The sequence below is a fragment of the Curtobacterium flaccumfaciens UCD-AKU genome, assembly GCF_000349565.1.
Taxonomy (GTDB): domain Bacteria; phylum Actinomycetota; class Actinomycetes; order Actinomycetales; family Microbacteriaceae; genus Curtobacterium; species Curtobacterium poinsettiae.
Window position 1 is genome coordinate 36,857 of the sequence record NZ_APJN01000082.1, and the last position, 17,281, is coordinate 54,137.

Sequence of the window (17,281 nt, forward strand, 5' to 3'; positions counted from 1 at the left end):
GCGAGGACGGCCTGGAGGCGCGGCTCACCCCCGCCTAGCGCGTCGCGGTGGTCGTGCGGTCGCGACCCGTCAGGTCGACGTGCGTCTCCGGGGTGCGGAACCCCCGGCCCGCCAGGACCTGCCGGACGCCGGCGCCCTGCGGCTCGGCGTGCTCGATGACCAGTGCTCCCCCGGGCACCAGCAACCGCCAGGCCGTCTCGGCGAGGGCGCGCACGGCGTCGAGGCCGTCCGGCCCACCGTAGAGCGCCATCGCCGGGTCGTGGTCGCGGACCTCGGGGTCGACCGGGATCGCGTCGTCCGGCACGTACGGCGGGTTCGACACGACGACGGAGACGGTGCCGTCGAGTTCCGGCAGCGCGTCGGCGAGGTCGCCGTCGACGAGCCGCACGGTCCCGCCGTGGGCATCGACGTTGCGCCGGGTCCAGGGCAGTGCCTCGGGCGACCGCTCGACCGCGTAGACCACGGCGTTCGGCACCTCGGTGTCCATCGCGATCGCGATCGCACCGCTTCCGGAGCCCAGGTCGACGGCGATCGGCTCGGGCACGGCGGTCGCGCGCAGGGCGTCGATGCCGAACTGGACGACGCCCTCGGTCTCCGGACGGGGCACGAACACGCCCGGTCCGACCGCCAGGGTGAGCGCGCGGAAGTACGCATGCCCAGTGATGTGCTGCAGCGGCTCACGGGTGGCTCGGCGGGCGACCGCGTGCCGGAAGCGCTCGACGTGCTCCGGGGCGATGCCGCCGCCGATCAGCGCCCGGGCCTGGACAGCACCGCGCGAGGTGTCGGTCGCCCACGCGAGCAGCAGCTCGGCGTCGACCCGGGGCGTGGGGACGCCGACGGCGACGAGCGCCGCGGTCGCCTGCTCGAGCAGGCGATCCGCGGCGTACGTGAGGGGCGTGTCGGCGGTGATACGGGCCTCCAGGCTGGGTGTGCGGTTACGCGTCCTGGTCGCCGATGGCGGCCAGCCGCGCCTCTTCGTCCGCCTGGATGGCGGACTGGATGACGGGCTCGAGGGCACCGTTCATCACGCGGTCGAGGTCGTACGCCTTGTAGCCGGTGCGGTGGTCCGCGATCCGGTTCTCCGGGAAGTTGTACGTGCGGATGCGCTCCGAACGGTCCATCCCGCGGATCTGCGACTTGCGCGCGTCCGAGGCGATCGCGTCGAGCTCCTCCTGCTGGCGCGCGAGGATGCGTGCACGGAGCACGCGCATGCCGGCCTCACGGTTCTGCAGCTGCGACTTCTCGTTCTGCATCGCCACCGTGATGCCCGTGGGCAGGTGGGTGATGCGGACCGCGGAGTCCGTCGTGTTGACCGACTGGCCGCCCGGACCGGAGGACCGGTAGACGTCGATCTTCAGGTCGTTCTGGTTGATCTGGACCTCTTCGGGCTCGTCCACCTCGGGGAACACCAGCACGCCGGTGGTCGAGGTGTGGATGCGCCCCTGCGACTCGGTCTGCGGCACACGCTGGACGCGGTGCACACCGCCCTCGTACTTCAGGTGTGCCCAGACGCCCTGGGACGGGTCGGTCGTGTTCGACTTGATCGCGACCTGGACGTCCTTGTAGCCACCCAGGTCGGACTCGGTGCGCTCGAGGAGCTCGACCTTCCAACCCTTGGTCTCGGCGTAGTGCGAGTACATGCGCAGGAGGTCGGCCGCGAACAGCGCCGATTCCTCGCCGCCCTCGCCGCCCTTGATCTCCATGATGACGTCGCGGCCGTCGTCCGGGTCGCGCGGGATGAGCAGCCGCCGGAGACGCTCCTGGCGCTCCGACAGCTGCTCCTCGAGCCCGGGGACCTCGTCCGCGAACGCCGCGTCCTCACGCGCGAGTTCCTGGGCGGCGGCGAGGTCGTCCCCCGCCGCCTGCCAGGCCTCGTACGCGGACTTGATCTGGTTGAGCTCGGCGTACCGCCGGTTCACCTTCTTCGCCCGGGCCGCATCGGCGTGGAGCGCGGGGTCCGACAGCTGCTGCGTCAGGTCCTCGTGTTCCGCCAGCAGCCCCGCTACCGACTCGAACACGCGTTACTCCTGGTGGCCGTTGTGGTGGGCGCCGGTCGAGGGGACCGACTTCTGCACCTGCACCAGGAACTCGACGTTCGACTGCGTCTCCTTGAGGTTCCGCAGCACGATCTCGAGGGCCTGCTGCGGGTCGAGCCCGGCGAGGGCCCGGCGCAGACGCCAGGTGATCTTGACCTCGTCCGCGGAGAGCAGCTGCTCCTCGCGACGGGTACCAGAGGCGTTCACGTCGACCGCGGGGAAGATCCGCTTGTCGGCGAGGTGACGGTTCAGGCGGAGCTCCATGTTGCCGGTGCCCTTGAACTCCTCGAAGATGACCTCGTCCATCTTGGAGCCGGTCTCGACGAGCGCGGTCGCGAGGATGGTCAGCGAGCCGCCGTCCTCGATGTTGCGCGCGGCGCCGAAGAAGCGCTTCGGCGGGTAGAGCGCCGCCGAGTCGACGCCACCGGAGAGCACGCGGCCCGACGGCGGGGTCGACAGGTTGTACGCACGGCCCAGGCGGGTGATCGAGTCGAGCAGCAGCACGACGTCGTGGCCCAGCTCCACCAGGCGCTTCGCACGCTCGATGGCGAGCTCGGCGACGGTGGTGTGGTCCTCGGCGGGACGGTCGAAGGTCGAGGCGATGACCTCGCCCTTCACCGTGCGCTGCATGTCGGTGACCTCTTCGGGCCGCTCGTCGACGAGGACGACCATCAGGTGCGCCTCGGGGTTGTTCTTGGCGACGGCGTTCGCGATGGCCTGCAGCACGACGGTCTTGCCGGCCTTCGGCGGGGACACGATGAGACCGCGCTGGCCCTTGCCGATCGGCGACACGAGGTCGATGATGCGGGTCGACAGCTTGCCCGGCTCCGTCTCGAGGCGCAGGCGCTCGTTCGGGTACAGCGGGGTGAGGTCGTTGAAGTCGACACGGGCCGCGGCCTCGTCGGCGGACTGGCCGTTGATCGACTCGACGGCCACGAGCGCGTTGTACTTCTGACGGCTCTGCTGCTCGCCGTCACGCGGCTGCTTGATCGAACCGACGACGGCGTCGCCCTTGCGCAGGTGGTACTTCTTCACCTGGCCGAGGGAGACGTAGACGTCGCTCGGGCCCGGCAGGTAGCCGGTGGTGCGGACGAACGCGTAGTTGTCGAGGACGTCGAGGATGCCCGCGATCGGGATCAGGACGTCGTCCTCGGTGACCTCGGGCTCGAAGTCGTCGTTCTGGCCGCCACGGCCGCGCTTGCGGTCACGCTGGCGACGGCTGCGGCCGCTCTCGGCCTCGTCGGCGTGCTGTTGCTGTTGCTGCTTCTGCTGGCCGCTGGTCTGCTGCTTCTGCTGACCGGCGTTCTGCTGCTTCTGGTCGGACTTGTCGTCCTGCTTGGCGTCGGCCTGCTTCGGCTGGTCGTTCTGCTTGCCGTTCTGCTGCTCGCCGCCGTTCTGCTTCTGCTGGTTCTGCTGGCCGCCGTTCTGCTGGCCGTTCTGCTGGCCGTTCTGGTCGGCGCCGTTCTGCTTCTGCTGGCCGCCGTTCTGGCCACCGTTCTGCTGGTCGGCGCCGTTCTGCTGCTCGCCGTTCTCGGCGTTCTGCCCACGGCCACGACCGCGACCACGGCTGCGACGACCGCGGCGCGAGCCGCCCTCGCCCTGCTCGGAGTTCTGGTCGCCCTGGTCGTTCTGGTCGCCGGACTCGTTCTGGTCCTGGTCGGCCTGCACGGCGGACGTCGGGGCCTGCTGGCTCTGCTGGCCCTGCTGCTGGGCAGCCTGGTTCGGCTGCTCGGCCTCGGCAGGTGCCGACGCCTGCTGGCCCTGCTCGGCGCCACGCTGCTCGGTGCGCTGCTCGGCGTTCCGCTGGCCACGGCCGCGGCGCTGCGAGCCGGACTGCGCGGCTTCCTGCGCGTCCTTCTCGGCACGGACCTGGTCGAGCCCGGCGAGGAGGTCCTCGGTGCCGGTCTGACCGTGGTTGGTGTGCTCGGCGGCCGAGGTCGGTGCGGCGTTCACGGTGCCACCGGACGACGCACGGCGCGAACGACGGGCACGGCTCGGGGCTGCCGACTCGGCGGGTGCCTCGGAGTCGGCGACGGGGGCCTCGGCAGCGGGCTGCGCGGGCGTCTCGGCGGGTTCCGGCAGGGTCGGCTGCTCGGTGGCGGCCGGCTCGGCGGGGGTCTCGGGGACGACGGCGGCCGGGGCGGCCGGCGTCTCGTCGACGGGGCGCTTGTCCTCGATGGAGGCGATCAGGTCGCCCTTGCGGAGCTTGGAGAGCCCGGTGATGCCGAGCGAGGAGGCGATGCGCTGGAGCTCCGGAAGACGGAGGGCACGCAGGTCGCTGGGGATCTCCACGTGGGCGGAGTTGTTGTCGGTCAAGGTCGGTGTTTCCTTTCGAACCGCAGAACGCGGAGAGTTTCCACCGTCCCGGATGCAGTGAGCATCGACCGCCGTTCAGACGACGGATCGGGATTCGGTGATCAGAAAGAGATGCACACTCGCGCACCGGACCCTGCGACGTCGTAGGAGCTGTCCTGGAGGACGAGCGATCCGTACGGTTACGCGGGTTCGGCTTCGAGCGCCGAGTGCGCTGCCACTGTAGCACCACCGAGATCGACGGCCAGCATGAGCGGCCGCCAGTCGGATTCGGCGTGTCGCTGGACCAGGTCGGCGGCGGTCAGCCGCTGTGCCGGGTCGCTGCCGAGGACGAGCAGGCTCGGCCCCGCACCGGAGACCACCGCGGCCAGGCCGTGCTGCCGGAGCAGCCGGATCAGGGCGTCGGTCTCGGGCATGGCGCTGGCGCGGTACGCCTGGTGCAGACGGTCCTCGGTCGCGGCGAGCAACAGCTCGGGGCTCTGGATGAGCGCCGCGACGAGCAGCGCCGAGCGGGAGACGTTGAACGCGGCGTCGGCGTGCGGGACCTGCTCGGGCTGCAGGGAGCGCGCGAGCTTCGTCGAGAGCGTCGAGGTCGGCACGAACACCACCGGGGCGACACCGCGGTGCACCAGGAGCCGCTTGTACGCCGGGCCCTCGGCGGTCATCCACGCGATCGTCAGGCCGCCGAAGAGCGCCGGCGCGACATTGTCCGGGTGGCCCTCCATCTCGGTGGCCAGGGTCAGGAGCGTCGAGGCGTCGAGGTCGACGATGCCCTCGAGCAGGCCGCGGGCAGCCATCAGCCCCGCGACGATCGCTGCGGCGGACGAGCCGAGACCGCGCCCGTGCGGGATCGCGTTCGTCGCGTGCAGCTCGAGGCCGGGCTGGTCGACACCGGCGTGTTCGAGCCCTCGGCGGACAGCACGGACGACAAGGTTCGAGTCGTCGGTGGCGACCTCACCGGCGCCGACGCCCTCGACCCTGACGGTCGCGCCGGGTTCGGGGCGCACGCGCACCACGACCTCGTCGTAGAGCGAGAGCGCGAGGCCGAGCGAGTCGAAGCCGGGGCCGAGGTTCGCCGACGTGGCCGGCACCCGGACGCGGACCGTCGATCCGGCCGGCAGTGTCCGGACCGCCCGTCCGGCCGGTACAGCGCTGCGGGCGGTGACGCCCTCCCCCGGTCCGGACGAGCGGTCGGAGATCACTGCTCGCTGACCAGACCGAGCACGTCGGCGATCGACTTCGTGTCGACCGGCACGCTCGTCGGGGTGACCTCGCCGCCGTCCGGCGTGCGGAGGGCCCACTGCGGGTCCTTCAGGCCGTGACCCGTGACCGTGATGACGACCTTCGCGCCCTTCGGCACGACACCGGCGTCGGCGCGCTCGAGCAGCCCGGCGACACCGATCGCCGACGCGGGCTCGACGAAGACGCCGACCTCGGCCGACAGGATGCGGTGCGCGGCGAGGATGGCCTCGTCGCTGATCGCACCGAAGTAGCCGTCGGTCTCCTGCTGCGCCTCGAGCGCGAACTGCCACGAGGCCGGGTTGCCGATGCGGATGGCCGACGCGATGGTGTCCGGGTGCCGGACGACCTCGCCGTGCACGATCGGGGCGGAACCGGCGGCCTGGAACCCGAACATGCGGGGCAGCTTGGTGCTCCGACCGGCGGCGACGTCCTCGCGGTAGCCGCGCGAGTACGCGGTGTAGTTGCCCGCGTTGCCGACGGGCAGGAAGTGGAAGTCCGGTGCGTCACCGAGGACGTCGACGACCTCGAACGCGGCGGTCTTCTGCCCCTCGATGCGGTCGTTGTTGACGGAGTTGACGAGGTGCACCGGGTAGTTCGCCGCCAGGTCGCGGGCGATGTCGAGGCAGTCGTCGAAGTTGCCCTGCACCTGCAGCAGCTGGGCGTCGTGGGCGACGGCCTGGCTGAGCTTGCCCATGGCGATCTTGCCCTCGGGCACGAGCACCGCGGCGGTGATGCCGGCGTGCGTCGCGTACGCGGCGGCCGAGGCGCTGGTGTTGCCGGTCGAGGCGCAGATGACGGCCTTCGCGCCGTGCTCGACGGCCTTCGAGATCGCCATCGTCATGCCGCGGTCCTTGAACGAGCCCGTCGGGTTCATGCCCTCGAACTTCACGTAGACCTCGGCGCCGGTGCGCTCGGAGAGCCGACGAGCCGGGATGAGCGGCGTGCCGCCCTCACCGAGGGTGACGATGGGCGTCGCCTCGGTCACGTCGAGTCGGTCGGCGTACTCGCGCAGGACTCCCTGCCACTGGTGGGCCATCAGGCTTCTCTCTCTGTCCGGTGGGGTGGATCTGGTGGTGGTTCGGCTCGGCTCGGCGAGCCTGCTGGTCGGCCTGGAGGCCCGTGGTCGCGTCAGCGACCGACGACGCGCAGGACGCTGGTGACGTCCAGGACGACGTCCTCGCCGCGGAGGGCGACGACGGTGTCCGCGAGGTCGGCCTCGCGCGCCAGGTGGGTGCCGATGACGAGCGTCGCGGTCCCCTCGGCTGCGCCGGTGGTGGTCTGCTCGACCGTCTCGACGCTGACGCCGTGCTTGGCGAGCACGCCCGCGACGGTCGACAGCACGCCGGGTGCGTCCGTGACGTGCAGGGTGATCTGGTAGCTCGTGCGAACGGTGCCGATCGGGAACACCGGCAGCTCGGACTGCGTCGACTCGGCGACGCCCGGGCCACCGATGACGTGCCGACGAGCCGCGGAGACCAGGTCGCCGAGGACCGCCGAGGCCGTCTCGACGCCACCGGCACCCGCGCCGTAGAACATCAGGTCACCGGCGGCTTCAGCCTCGACGAACACGGCGTTCTTCGCTCCGTGCACGCTCGCGAGCGGGTGCGACTCGGGCACGAGGGCCGGGTAGACGCGGGCGCTGACGCCCTCGCGGCCGTCCTCGTCCGTCAGCCGCTCCGCGGTCGCCAGGATCTTCACGACGTAGCCGGCCTTGCGGGCGGCGCGGACCTGCTCGATCGTGACGTGGGTGATGCCCTCGCGGTGCACGGCGGCGAGCGGCACCGAGGTGTGGAACGCGAGCGAGGCCAGGATCGCGGCCTTCTGCGCGGCGTCGTAGCCCTCGATGTCGGCGGTCGGGTCGGCCTCGGCGTACCCGAGCTCCGTCGCGGTGGCCAGGGCGTCCTCGAACGTGGAACCCTTGCGGTCCATCAGGTCGAGGATGAAGTTGGTCGTGCCGTTGACGATGCCCATGATCCGGACGATGCGGTCACCGGCGAGCGAGTCGTGCAGCGGACGGATGATCGGGATCGCACCGGCCACGGCGGCCTCGTAGTAGAGCTGTGCACCGACCTGCTCGGCCGCGGCGAAGAGCTCCGGGCCGTGGGTGGCGAGCAGCGCCTTGTTGCCGGTGACGACGTCGGCGCCGGACTGCAGCGCCTGGAGCACGAGGGTGCGCGCCGGCTCGATGCCGCCGATGAGCTCGACGACGATGTCCGCGCCGAGGATGAGCGACGCAGCGTCCGTGGTGAAGAGCTCCGCCGGCAGGTCGACGTCGCGCTCCGCGTCCACGTCGCGCACGGCGATCCCGACGAGCTCCAGCCCGGCTCCGGCGCGCGAGGCCAGCTCGTCGCCGTGCTCGAGGAGCAGTCGCGCGACCTGGGAACCGACCGAGCCGGCCCCGAGCAGCGCGACACGGACGTTGCGGTATTCGATCATCTGGTAGCGGTTCCTGTCGATGGGGGCACGCCCTGCGGGGTGGGCGGACCCGGTCGGGTCGGGGGTCAGCGGCCGGTGCCCTCGGCGGACACGGCGGCGACCCCGGTGTCACGGGCGAGCAGGTCGTCGATCGTCTCGCCCCGCACGAGGATACGGGCTGTGCCGTCCGCGACGGCGACGACCGGCGGGCGGCCCACGTGGTTGTAGTTGCTCGACAGCGCCCAGCAGTAGGCACCGGTGGCCGCCACGGCCAGCAGGTCGCCGCGCTGCACGTCGCCGGGCAGGTACTCGTCGTTCACCACGACGTCGCCGCTCTCGCAGTGCTTGCCGACGACGCGGCTCAGCACCGCTGGTGCGTCGGAGGTGCGGGCGAGCCGGGCCGTGTAGTCGGCGCCGTACAGGGCCGGACGGATGTTGTCGCTCATCCCGCCGTCGACCGAGACGTACGTGCGGGTCGCGCTGCCGCCGTCGTCGGTCTCGAGCGTGACGGGCTTGATCGTGCCGACGCGGTACAGCGTCACCCCGGGCGGGCCGATGACGTACCGGCCCGGCTCGACGGCGATGTCCGGCACCGGGATGCCGCGTTCGGCGCAGGCCTCGCCGATGATCGCGGCCAGTGCATCGGCGACGTCCTCGGGGGCGAACGCCGAGTCGGCCTCGGTGTAGTCGATGCCCCAGCCGCCGCCGAGGTTCAGCTCGGGCACCGGGCCGGTGGCGACGAGCGTCGCGTGCACGTCCATCAGCCGACGTGCGGCCTCGCGGAAGCCGGCGTCATCGAAGATCTGCGAACCGATGTGCGAGTGCAGGCCGACGAAGGCGAGCGAGGGCTCGGCACGGACGGCTGCCGCGGCGTCGACGGCCTCGGACAGCGGGATGCCGAACTTCTGGTCCTCGCGAGCGGTCGCCAGGTACTCGTGGGTGGACGCGTGCACGCCGGTGTTGATCCGGATGCGCACACGCTGCACGACCCCGGCGTCGGCGGCGGCGCGGGCGACGCGCTGCACCTCTTCGTGGCTGTCGAGCACGATCGTGCCGACGCCGACCTCGAGGGCACGGGCGATCTCGGCGTCGGACTTGTCGTTGCCGTGGAAGCCGAGCCGACCGGGGTCGATGCCACCGGCCAGGGCGACCGCGAGCTCACCGGCGGTGCAGACGTCGACGCGCAGGTCCGCCTCGGCCATCCACGCGACCACCTGCGTCGTCAGGAACGCCTTGCCGGCGTAGTAGACGTGCGCGTGACTGCCGATGCGTTCGAAGGCCTCGGTGAAGGCGTTCCGCACCCGCACCGCACGGGACTGCACGTCACGCTCGTCGACGACGTACAGCGGCGTGCCGAACCGGGCGACCAGGTCGGTCGCGCTGATGCCACCGATCGCCAGGGTGCCGTCGTCGGTCCGCGTCGCGGACGCGGGCCAGATGCGGTCCACCAGTTCGGAGGCGTCCGTCGGGAACCGCAGCCGCGGCGGTGCAAGGGGGTTCTCGCTCACGGGACCCGATCCTACCGACGCGAGCCACGCCTCCCGGGCCGCGTTACGCACCCGTCCGCTCAGCGGCAGCTGCCGACGGTCCGCAGGCCGTCCTCGGTGAGCGGCAGCGCGTCCGCGGTGATGCGGACCGTCGCGTCCGACTTCGACACGTCGAGTGAGCGCACCCGCAGCGCCTCGGGCAGGAACTGCGCGGTGCAGACCTGCACCGGGACGCCGGTGACGCCCGGGATCGAGTCGACCTTCAGACCGAGGTCGGAGTTCGTGATCCGGACGCTCTCCGGGGTGATCGAGATGCCGCGGCCGTCGTCCTGCGCGACGACGGCACCCTTGGCGGCGTACGTGATGTCGTAGCCGAGCACCGACGACGACCCGGTCAGCTCGACCCCACCGTCGGCCAGGCTGAGGCGGTCGAAGAGCGGGCTGTACTTCGCCAGGTCCTTGACGCTCGACGACGCCAGGGTGACCGTGCCGTCGACGTCGCGGACGTCACCCTTGCCGTCCACCGGGACGTCCTGCGCAGTGACGTCGGCGGCGAGCGGGATGCCGTCGACCGTGAGCTTCTCCGAGGAGATCTCGACGCGATCGAGCGTGCCGCTGATGAGCTGCGGGATGACGATGCCCTCGGCGTGCGCGTCGACCTGGCCGGTCGTGCCGTCGGGCAGCGACTGCTCGACCTGCTGGGCGATGATCCGGTCGACGACGCCGCGCAGCACGAACTCGGCGACGACGACGAGGCCGGCGAGCACCACGACGAGCACGAGCAGGACGACGGGCCAGCGGCGGCGCTTGGTGGGGCGTTCGGTGGCTGCAGGCATGCGTCCTAGCCTGCCAGCCCGGTCTGCGGCGCAGCTGCGGCCGGGCGCGGGCAGGCGCGGCCGGGCTGCGGCCGGGCGCGGCCAGGACGCAAAACACCGGTGTTCACGCTCGACACCCCGGGATGCGGGTGTTCCGTGCGCGAACACCGGTGTCTTTCGGAAGGGGCGACCGCTACATGCGGGACGGAGCCGACACGCCGAGCAGGCCGAGGCCGTTCCGGACGACCTGGCCGGTGGCGTCGTTCAGCCACAGGCGCGTGCGGTGCAGGTCGGTCACGGGCTCGTCGCCGAGGGGCGTGACGCGGCAGGAGTCGTACCAGCGGTGGTACAGGCCGGCCAGCTGCTCGATGTAGCGCGCGATGCGGTGCGGCTCGCGCAGCTCGGCGGCGTGCCGGACGACCCGCGGGTACTCGGCGAGGGCTCCGAGGAGCGCGCTCTCCGACTCGTGGGTCAGCAGCGAGGCGTCGAACACCGACCGGTCGACCCCGGCGGCCGCGGCGTTCCGGGCCACCGACTGCGTGCGGGCGTGGGCGTACTGCACGTAGAAGACGGGGTTGTCGTTCGTGCGCTTCGTGAGCAGGTCGAGGTCGATGTCGATCGCGGTGTCGCTGGCGAAGCGGACCAGGGCGTAGCGGCCGGCGTCGACACCGACGGCGTCGACCAGGTCCTCCATCGTGACGATGGTGCCGTTGCGCTTCGACATGCGCATCGGTTCGCCGTCCTTGAGCAGGTTGACCATCTGCCCGATCAGGATCTCGAGGTTCTTGCCCGGCTCGTCGCCGAACGCGGCGCACATCGCCATCAGCCGGCCGACGTAGCCGTGGTGGTCGGCGCCCAGCATGATCAGGTTGCGCTCGAACCCGCGCTCGCGCTTGTCGAGGTAGTACGCCAGGTCACCGGCGATGTACGCGGGTTCGCCGTCCGACTTGATGACGACGCGGTCGCGGTCGTCGCCGAAGTCGGTGGTGCGGAGCCACTCGGCGCCCTCGGCCTCGTACATCACACCGGCCGACCGCAGTCGGGCGATGGCACGCTCGACGGCCTTCGACTCGTGCAGCGCGTTCTCGTGGAAGTAGACGTCGAAGTCGACGCCGAAGTCGTGCAGCGACGACTTGATGTCGGCGAACATGAAGTCGACGCCCTCGCGGCGGAAGAGCTCCTGCGCCTCGTCACGCGGCAGGTCGCGGACGTCGGTGCCCGGCTCGAGGGTCGCGATGACCCGTGCCGCGATCTCGGCGATGTAGGCGCCGCCGTAGCCGTCCTCGGGCGTCGGCTCACCGAGGGCGCTGGCCACGAGGGAGCGGGCGAAGCGGTCGATCTGCGCGCCGTGGTCGTTGAAGTAGTACTCGCGGGTGACGAGCCCGCCCTGCGCCTGGAACACGCGGGCCAGGCTGTCGCCGACCGCTGCCCAGCGCACGCCGCCCATGTGGATCGGACCGGTGGGGTTGGCGGAGACGAACTCCAGGTTGATCCGGACGCCGTCGTACAGGTCCCCGGTGCCGAAGGACTCGCCGCCGTCGACGATGGTGCGCGCGATCTCACCCGCGGCGGCGGCTTCGAGCGTGATGTTGATGAAGCCCGGGCCGGCGACGTCGACCGAGTCCACGCCGTCGAGCTCGGTCAGCTCACCGGCGATCTCGGTCGCGAGCTCGCGCGGGTTCGTGCCGAGCCGCTTCGCGAGCTGCATGGCCGCGTTCGAGGCCCAGTCACCGTGGGCGCGGTTCTTCGGACGCTCGAGCACCACGTGGGACTCCTCGATCGTCACGGTGTCGGACGCGCCTCGGCGCTCGACGATCCCGGTCAGGATCGACAGGTACGCGGCGGAGAGTTCGGCTGGAGTCACGAGGACCGATCCTACCGGGACGCCCAGGTCCGCACCGATCGATGCAGCATCATGTCGGGATGACCCCCCGCAGCCGTGCCCGGGCGCTCACCGTCGCCACCCTCACCACCGCAGCAGCCGTCGTGCTCGCCGGGTGCTCGGGCGGCGGGGCCAGCACCCCGTCGGCCCGTGGCACCCCCGCGGGCAAGCCGGTGTCGCAGACCTGCGGGGAACTCCTGCCGATGAGCGCCCTGTCCGTGTACGGGCAGACCTTCGAGCTCGACGACTCGTTCACACCGGCGAAGGGCTCCCCCGCCGCGACCATCGCGAAGCAGCAGGGCCGCGTCTGCCGGTTCGTGAGCACCGACGCGGACGCCACGGCGATCACGTTCGCGGTCGCCGACCTGCCTGAGAAGTCGCTCACCAACCTGAAGGACGCCTTGTACGAGCGGGGCGGATCGGTCCCCACCTACCGCGTCGAGGGGTACTTCGCCCTGAACGGTGCCGTCGGCCGGGCGGATGCCTTCGCCGACCCGTACTGGATCACCGCGCAGTCGACGCTGTTCACCGAGCCGGGTGGGGCGCAGCCCGTCGTCGACGCGGTGCGGGCCGCGCTGCAGCCGTCCGCGTCGGGGTCGGCGACGCCTGCGGGCTGACGCGCTCGGGCCGGCACGGTGCGCGGTCCGCCACCCGGTGCGCGGTTGCGTGCCCGGTGCGCGCTTCCAGCGCCGCACGGAACGCGGAACCCCGCACCGGAACGCAACCCGCGCACCGTGCGGACGGGAGGCCCGTGGCGGGCCCGCACCGTGCCTCCAGACCGGCGACCCCCGCGTCCACTGCGCGACACGCGCTGTCCAGGACCACCCACCGGACCTGCTACGGTTGTTCACACCCCTTGGCCCCCATAGCTCAGGGGATAGAGCACTGCCCTCCGGAGGCAGGGGCGGAGGTTCGAATCCTCCTGGGGGCACTGGACACACCCGCGCAAGCAGACGTCTTCGCTGCGCTCTGTCGGCTGCGCACGATGTCGCCTGCGGCGACCTTCCCCCGTTGGGGCTCCTCGTCGAGTGAGCAGAACGCGACGGGTCGAGGCGGGTGACCCGACGTCTTCTGCTCACTCGGCGCGCGACGCCCCGCCCCGCCCCTGCGCTACCCCGTGTTTCCGAGCGGGACACCTCGGTCCCCTAGGATCACGGGCCGGTCGTCCCGCACGCGACCGGGAAGAGGCCTCGATGACCACCGGCACCGGGAACGCGCAGCTCGAACTCGCCCGCGGCGGCGACGCACCCGCCCCACGGACCCTGTTCGACGTCCTTTCGGCGACCGCGGCGACCCATCCGGACGCCACCGCGCTCGAGGACCCCGCCGGCAGCGTCGACTACGCCGCCCTGCTCGACCTGGTGCACGCGCAGGCCGACGACCTCGCACGCCGGGGCGTCCGGCGCGGGGACCGGGTCGGGGTGCGGATCCCCTCCGGCGGGCGCGACCTGTACCTGTCGATCCTCGCCGTGCTGGCCGCCGGAGCCGCCTACGTGCCCGTCGACGCCGACGACCCCGAGGAACGCGCCACCCTGGTGTTCGGCGAAGCCGGTGTCGTCGGGGTGATCGGTGCCGGCGGCGTGCTGCGCGACCGCGACGGCGCCGAACTGCCCGTGACCGACCCTGCGGCGAGCGCCGAGCTCCCCCGCGAGACCGACGACGCGTGGATCATCTTCACGTCCGGGTCGACCGGGGTGCCGAAGGGCGTGGCGGTCACCCACCGCAGTGCTGCGGCGTTCGTGGACGCCGAGGCGCGGATGTTCCTGCAGGCGGCGCCGATCGGTCCGGGTGACCGGGTGCTGGCGGGGCTGAGTGTGGCGTTCGACGCGTCGTGCGAGGAGATGTGGTTGGCGTGGGGGCACGGTGCCGCGTTGGTGCCGGCACCCCGGTCGCTGGTGCGGACGGGGGTGGACCTGGGGCCGTGGCTCATCGCGCACACGATCACCGTGGTGTCGACGGTGCCGACGCTCGCGGCGTTGTGGCCGGACGATGCGTTGGAGCAGGTGCGGCTGGTGATCTTCGGTGGTGAGGCGTGCCCGCCGGAGCTGGCGGCGCGCATCGCGAGTCGTGACCGTGAGGTGTGGAACACGTACGGGCCGACCGAGGCGACGGTGGTGGCGTGCGGGTCCCTGCTCGACGGCAACCAGCCGATCCGGATCGGGTTGCCGCTGGACGGGTGGGACCTGGCCGTGGTGGACGGTGCCGGGCAGCGGGTGGAACCGGGCGGTGTCGGTGAGCTGGTGATCGGTGGGGTCGGGCTGGGGCGGTACCTGGACCCGGCGAAGGACGCGGAGAAGTACGCGCCGTTCCCGGAGCTCGGGTGGGAGCGGGCGTACCGGAGCGGGGACCTGGTGCGGTACGAGCCCGAGGGCCTGGTGTTCCAGGGGCGTGCGGACGACCAGGTGAAGCTCGGCGGTCGGCGGATCGAGCTCGGTGAGATCGATGCGGCGCTGCAGGCCCTGGACGACGTTGCGGGTGGTGCTGCGGTGGTGCAGCGGACCCCGGCGGGGAACCAGGTGCTCGTCGGGTACGTGGCGCCGGTGGCGGGAACGACGGTGGACGTGGCGGCGGCGAACGCACGGTTGCGCCAGGAGTTGCCGGCGGCGCTGGTGCCGTTGGTGGCGGTGGTGGAGTCGCTGCCGACGCGGACGTCGGGCAAGGTCGACCGTGCGGCGCTGCCGTGGCCGTTGCCGGGGGCGACGGACGCGGCGATGCTGCCGGACACGGTGGCGTGGATCGCCGAGCGGTGGTCGGCGATCCTCGGGGTGCCGGTGGCGAGCGTCGACGACGACTTCTTCGCGCACGGCGGTGGGTCGTTGACGGCGGCGCAGCTGGTGTCGGCCATCCGTGAGCGGTTCCCGACGACGACGGTGGCTGACGTGTACGACCACCCGCGGATCGGGGCGTTGGCGGCGGCGCTGGACGAGTCCGGGCCGGTCGAGGCGTCGTCGCGCGACGTGGCTCCGGTCCCCCCGGCGACGGGGCTGCTGATGACGCTGCTCGGGCTGCCGGTGCAGGTGCTCCGCGGGCTGCGGGTGCTGACGTGGACGGCCCTGGTGGCTGCGGTGCTGCACGCGACGACGTTGCCGTTCCTGCCGGTGCTGCCCTGGCCGGTGCTGGTGCTGATGCTCCTGGTGTTCGTGACGCCGATCGGCAAGATGGCGCTGACGGCGGTGCTGGCGCGGCTGCTGCTCGCCGGGGTCGGTCCGGGCTCGTACCCCCGTGGGGGTTCGGTGCACCTGCGGGTGTGGTTGGCCGAGCGCATCGCCGAGGCGGTGGACGGCCCGTCGACCGCGGGTGCCCCGTGGATCAGCTACTACGCACGGGCGCTCGGTGCGCGGATCGGGCGGGACGTCGACCTGCACACACTGCCGCCGGTGACCGGGATGCTGACGATCGGCAAGCGCGCGTCGATCGAACCCGAGGTCGACCTTGCCGGGCACTGGCTCGACGGCGACGTGTTCCACCTGGGGCACGTCCGCATCGACGACGACGCCGTGGTGCGGAGCCGGACGACGCTGCTGCCGGGGGCGCACGTCGGCGCGGGTGCCGAGGTGACGGCGGGTTCCGCCGTCGGCGGTCCGGTGCCGGCGGGCGAACGCTGGGCGGGGGCGCCGGCGGAACGCGTCGGGTCGGCTCGCGGCGACCGGGAGGCCCGCCCTGCGGTCCGTCGCCGCTGGCTGCTCGCGTACGGGGCCGGGTCCCTGGCGGTGGCCGGGTTGCCGGTGGTCGGTGTCGCGGTCGGACTGCTGGTCGCCCTGGCCCTGGTGGGGCGGGCGTCGGCCCTGGGCGACGCGGTGCTCCGCGCGCTGGTGACGGTCCCCCTGGCGACGGTCGTCGCCGGTGCGGTGTACGCGCTGCTGGTGGTGGTCGCGGTGCGGTTGCTCGGCGTCGGCCTGCACGAGGGGCGGCACCCGGTGCGCTCCCGGATCGGCTGGCAGGTGTGGTCGACCGAGCGGGTGCTCGACGCGGCGCGGACCCTGCTGTTCCCGCTGTACGCCTCGCTCGTGACGCCGGTGTGGTTGCGCCTGCTCGGCGCCCGGGTCGGTCGGGACACCGAGATCTCCACGGTGCTGCTCATCCCGGCGCTGACGCAGATCGCGTCGGGGGCGTTCCTGGCCGACGACACCATGGTGGCCACCTACGAACTCGGCGGCGGTCGGGTGCGGATCGGTCGGTCGAAGGTCGGCCGTCGGGCGTTCCTCGGCAACAGCGGGATGACGGGCGCCGGACGCTCGGTGCCGCGCGAGGCCCTGGTGGCGGTGCTGTCCGCCGTGCCGAAGAAGGCCAAGCGCGGGTCGTCGTGGCTCGGGTCGCCCCCGGTGCGGCTGCGGCGTGCGGCGACGGAGTTCGACGAGGCGCGCACGTTCCGTCCGTCCCGGCGGCTGAAGGTCGCCCGCGGCTGCTGGGAGCTGCTGCGCCTGGTCGCCCCGATGGTGTCCGCCGCGATCGCGCTCGGCGTGGCCGGCACACTGCTGGCGCTGTGGTCGGCCGTCGGGATCGGGTGGACGGTGCTGCTCGCCGGTCCGGTGCTCATCGCCGCCGGTGCCGTCGCCGCCGTGGTGTCGACGATCGCGAAGTGGGCGTTCGTCGGCCGGATCACCGCCCGGGAGCACCCGCTGTGGTCGTCGTTCGTGTGGCGCAACGAGGTGCAGGACACCTTCGTCGAGACCGTCGCCCGGCCGTGGTTCGCCGAGCAGGCCACCGGCACCCCTGCTCTGGCCGTCTGGTTGCGGAGCCTCGGCGCGACGATCGGGCGCGGGACCTGGCTCGAGACGTACTGGCTGCCCGAGGCCGACCTGGTCACGATCGGGTCCGGGGCGTCGGTGGCGCGGGGCACGGTCGTGCAGACGCACCTGTTCCACGACCGCGTGATGCAGCTCGACACCGTCCGGCTCGACGCTGGCGCCACGCTCGGGCCGCACAGCGTGGTCCTGCCGGCGGCCGGCATCGGTGCCGGGGCGACCGTCGGACCGTCCTCGCTCGTGATGCGCGGTGAGCAGGTGCCGCCGGGGTCCCGCTGGGCCGGCAACCCGATCGCTCCGTGGACAGCGGTACCGCCCTCGGTGACAGCCCCACCGGCACCATGAG

The 17,281-nt window shown here is 72.3% G+C and carries 11 protein-coding genes and 1 tRNA gene; 3 read left to right on the forward strand and 9 right to left on the reverse strand.

Annotation, left to right across the window (positions count from 1 at the left end; all coding sequences use genetic code 11):
- Window positions 1-34: 34 nt before the first annotated feature.
- The 9 genes from prmC to argS form a co-directional block, all read right to left on the reverse strand.
- The gene (gene prmC / locus H489_RS21685) at window positions 35-910 is read right to left on the reverse strand and encodes a peptide chain release factor N(5)-glutamine methyltransferase (protein ID WP_042540885.1); all 876 of its coding nucleotides are present in this window, start codon (window positions 908-910) and stop codon (window positions 35-37) included.
- A 25-nt stretch (window positions 911-935) separates the two neighbouring features.
- Window positions 936-2,018: a peptide chain release factor 1 gene (prfA, locus tag H489_RS21690; protein WP_017885756.1), complete on the reverse strand. Its 1,083-nt coding sequence runs from the start codon at window positions 2,016-2,018 to the stop codon at window positions 936-938.
- 3 nt (window positions 2,019-2,021) lie between these two features.
- The gene (rho, locus tag H489_RS21695) at window positions 2,022-4,352 is read right to left on the reverse strand and encodes a transcription termination factor Rho (RefSeq protein ID WP_017885757.1); all 2,331 of its coding nucleotides are present in this window, start codon (window positions 4,350-4,352) and stop codon (window positions 2,022-2,024) included.
- A 179-nt stretch (window positions 4,353-4,531) separates the two neighbouring features.
- Window positions 4,532-5,470: a homoserine kinase gene (thrB, locus tag H489_RS21700; RefSeq protein WP_031259116.1), complete on the reverse strand. Its 939-nt coding sequence runs from the start codon at window positions 5,468-5,470 to the stop codon at window positions 4,532-4,534.
- A 77-nt stretch (window positions 5,471-5,547) separates the two neighbouring features.
- The gene (thrC, locus tag H489_RS21705; RefSeq protein ID WP_017885759.1) at window positions 5,548-6,627 is read right to left on the reverse strand and encodes a threonine synthase; all 1,080 of its coding nucleotides are present in this window, start codon (window positions 6,625-6,627) and stop codon (window positions 5,548-5,550) included.
- Between the two features lie 92 nt (window positions 6,628-6,719).
- Entirely contained in the window at window positions 6,720-8,027 is a 1,308-nt protein-coding gene (locus H489_RS21710; RefSeq protein ID WP_017885760.1) for a homoserine dehydrogenase, read from the reverse strand.
- Between the two features lie 65 nt (window positions 8,028-8,092).
- The gene (gene lysA, locus H489_RS21715) at window positions 8,093-9,514 is read right to left on the reverse strand and encodes a diaminopimelate decarboxylase (protein ID WP_017885761.1); all 1,422 of its coding nucleotides are present in this window, start codon (window positions 9,512-9,514) and stop codon (window positions 8,093-8,095) included.
- A gap of 59 nt (window positions 9,515-9,573) precedes the next feature.
- A complete protein-coding gene (locus H489_RS21720; protein WP_017885762.1) occupies window positions 9,574-10,329 on the reverse strand; it encodes an LmeA family phospholipid-binding protein in 756 nt (251 codons plus the stop codon).
- Between the two features lie 172 nt (window positions 10,330-10,501).
- Window positions 10,502-12,172 (reverse strand): arginine--tRNA ligase, encoded by a 1,671-nt coding sequence (gene argS, locus H489_RS21725; protein ID WP_017885763.1) that lies wholly within the window; start codon window positions 12,170-12,172, stop codon window positions 10,502-10,504.
- Window positions 12,173-12,231: 59 nt separating this feature from the next.
- Between argS and H489_RS21730 the strand changes: the two genes are divergently transcribed.
- The 3 genes from H489_RS21730 (at window position 12,232) to H489_RS21740 (ending at window position 17,280) form a co-directional block, all read left to right on the forward strand.
- A complete protein-coding gene (locus H489_RS21730) occupies window positions 12,232-12,807 on the forward strand; it encodes a hypothetical protein (protein WP_017885764.1) in 576 nt (191 codons plus the stop codon).
- A gap of 242 nt (window positions 12,808-13,049) precedes the next feature.
- A tRNA-Arg gene (locus tag H489_RS21735) sits at window positions 13,050-13,121 on the forward strand.
- 262 nt (window positions 13,122-13,383) lie between these two features.
- Window positions 13,384-17,280 carry a Pls/PosA family non-ribosomal peptide synthetase gene (locus H489_RS21740; RefSeq protein ID WP_017885765.1) on the forward strand — a complete coding sequence of 1,299 codons (3,897 nt, stop codon included), beginning with the start codon at window positions 13,384-13,386 and terminating at the stop codon, window positions 17,278-17,280.
- The last annotated feature ends 1 nt before the right edge of the window (window position 17,281 follow it).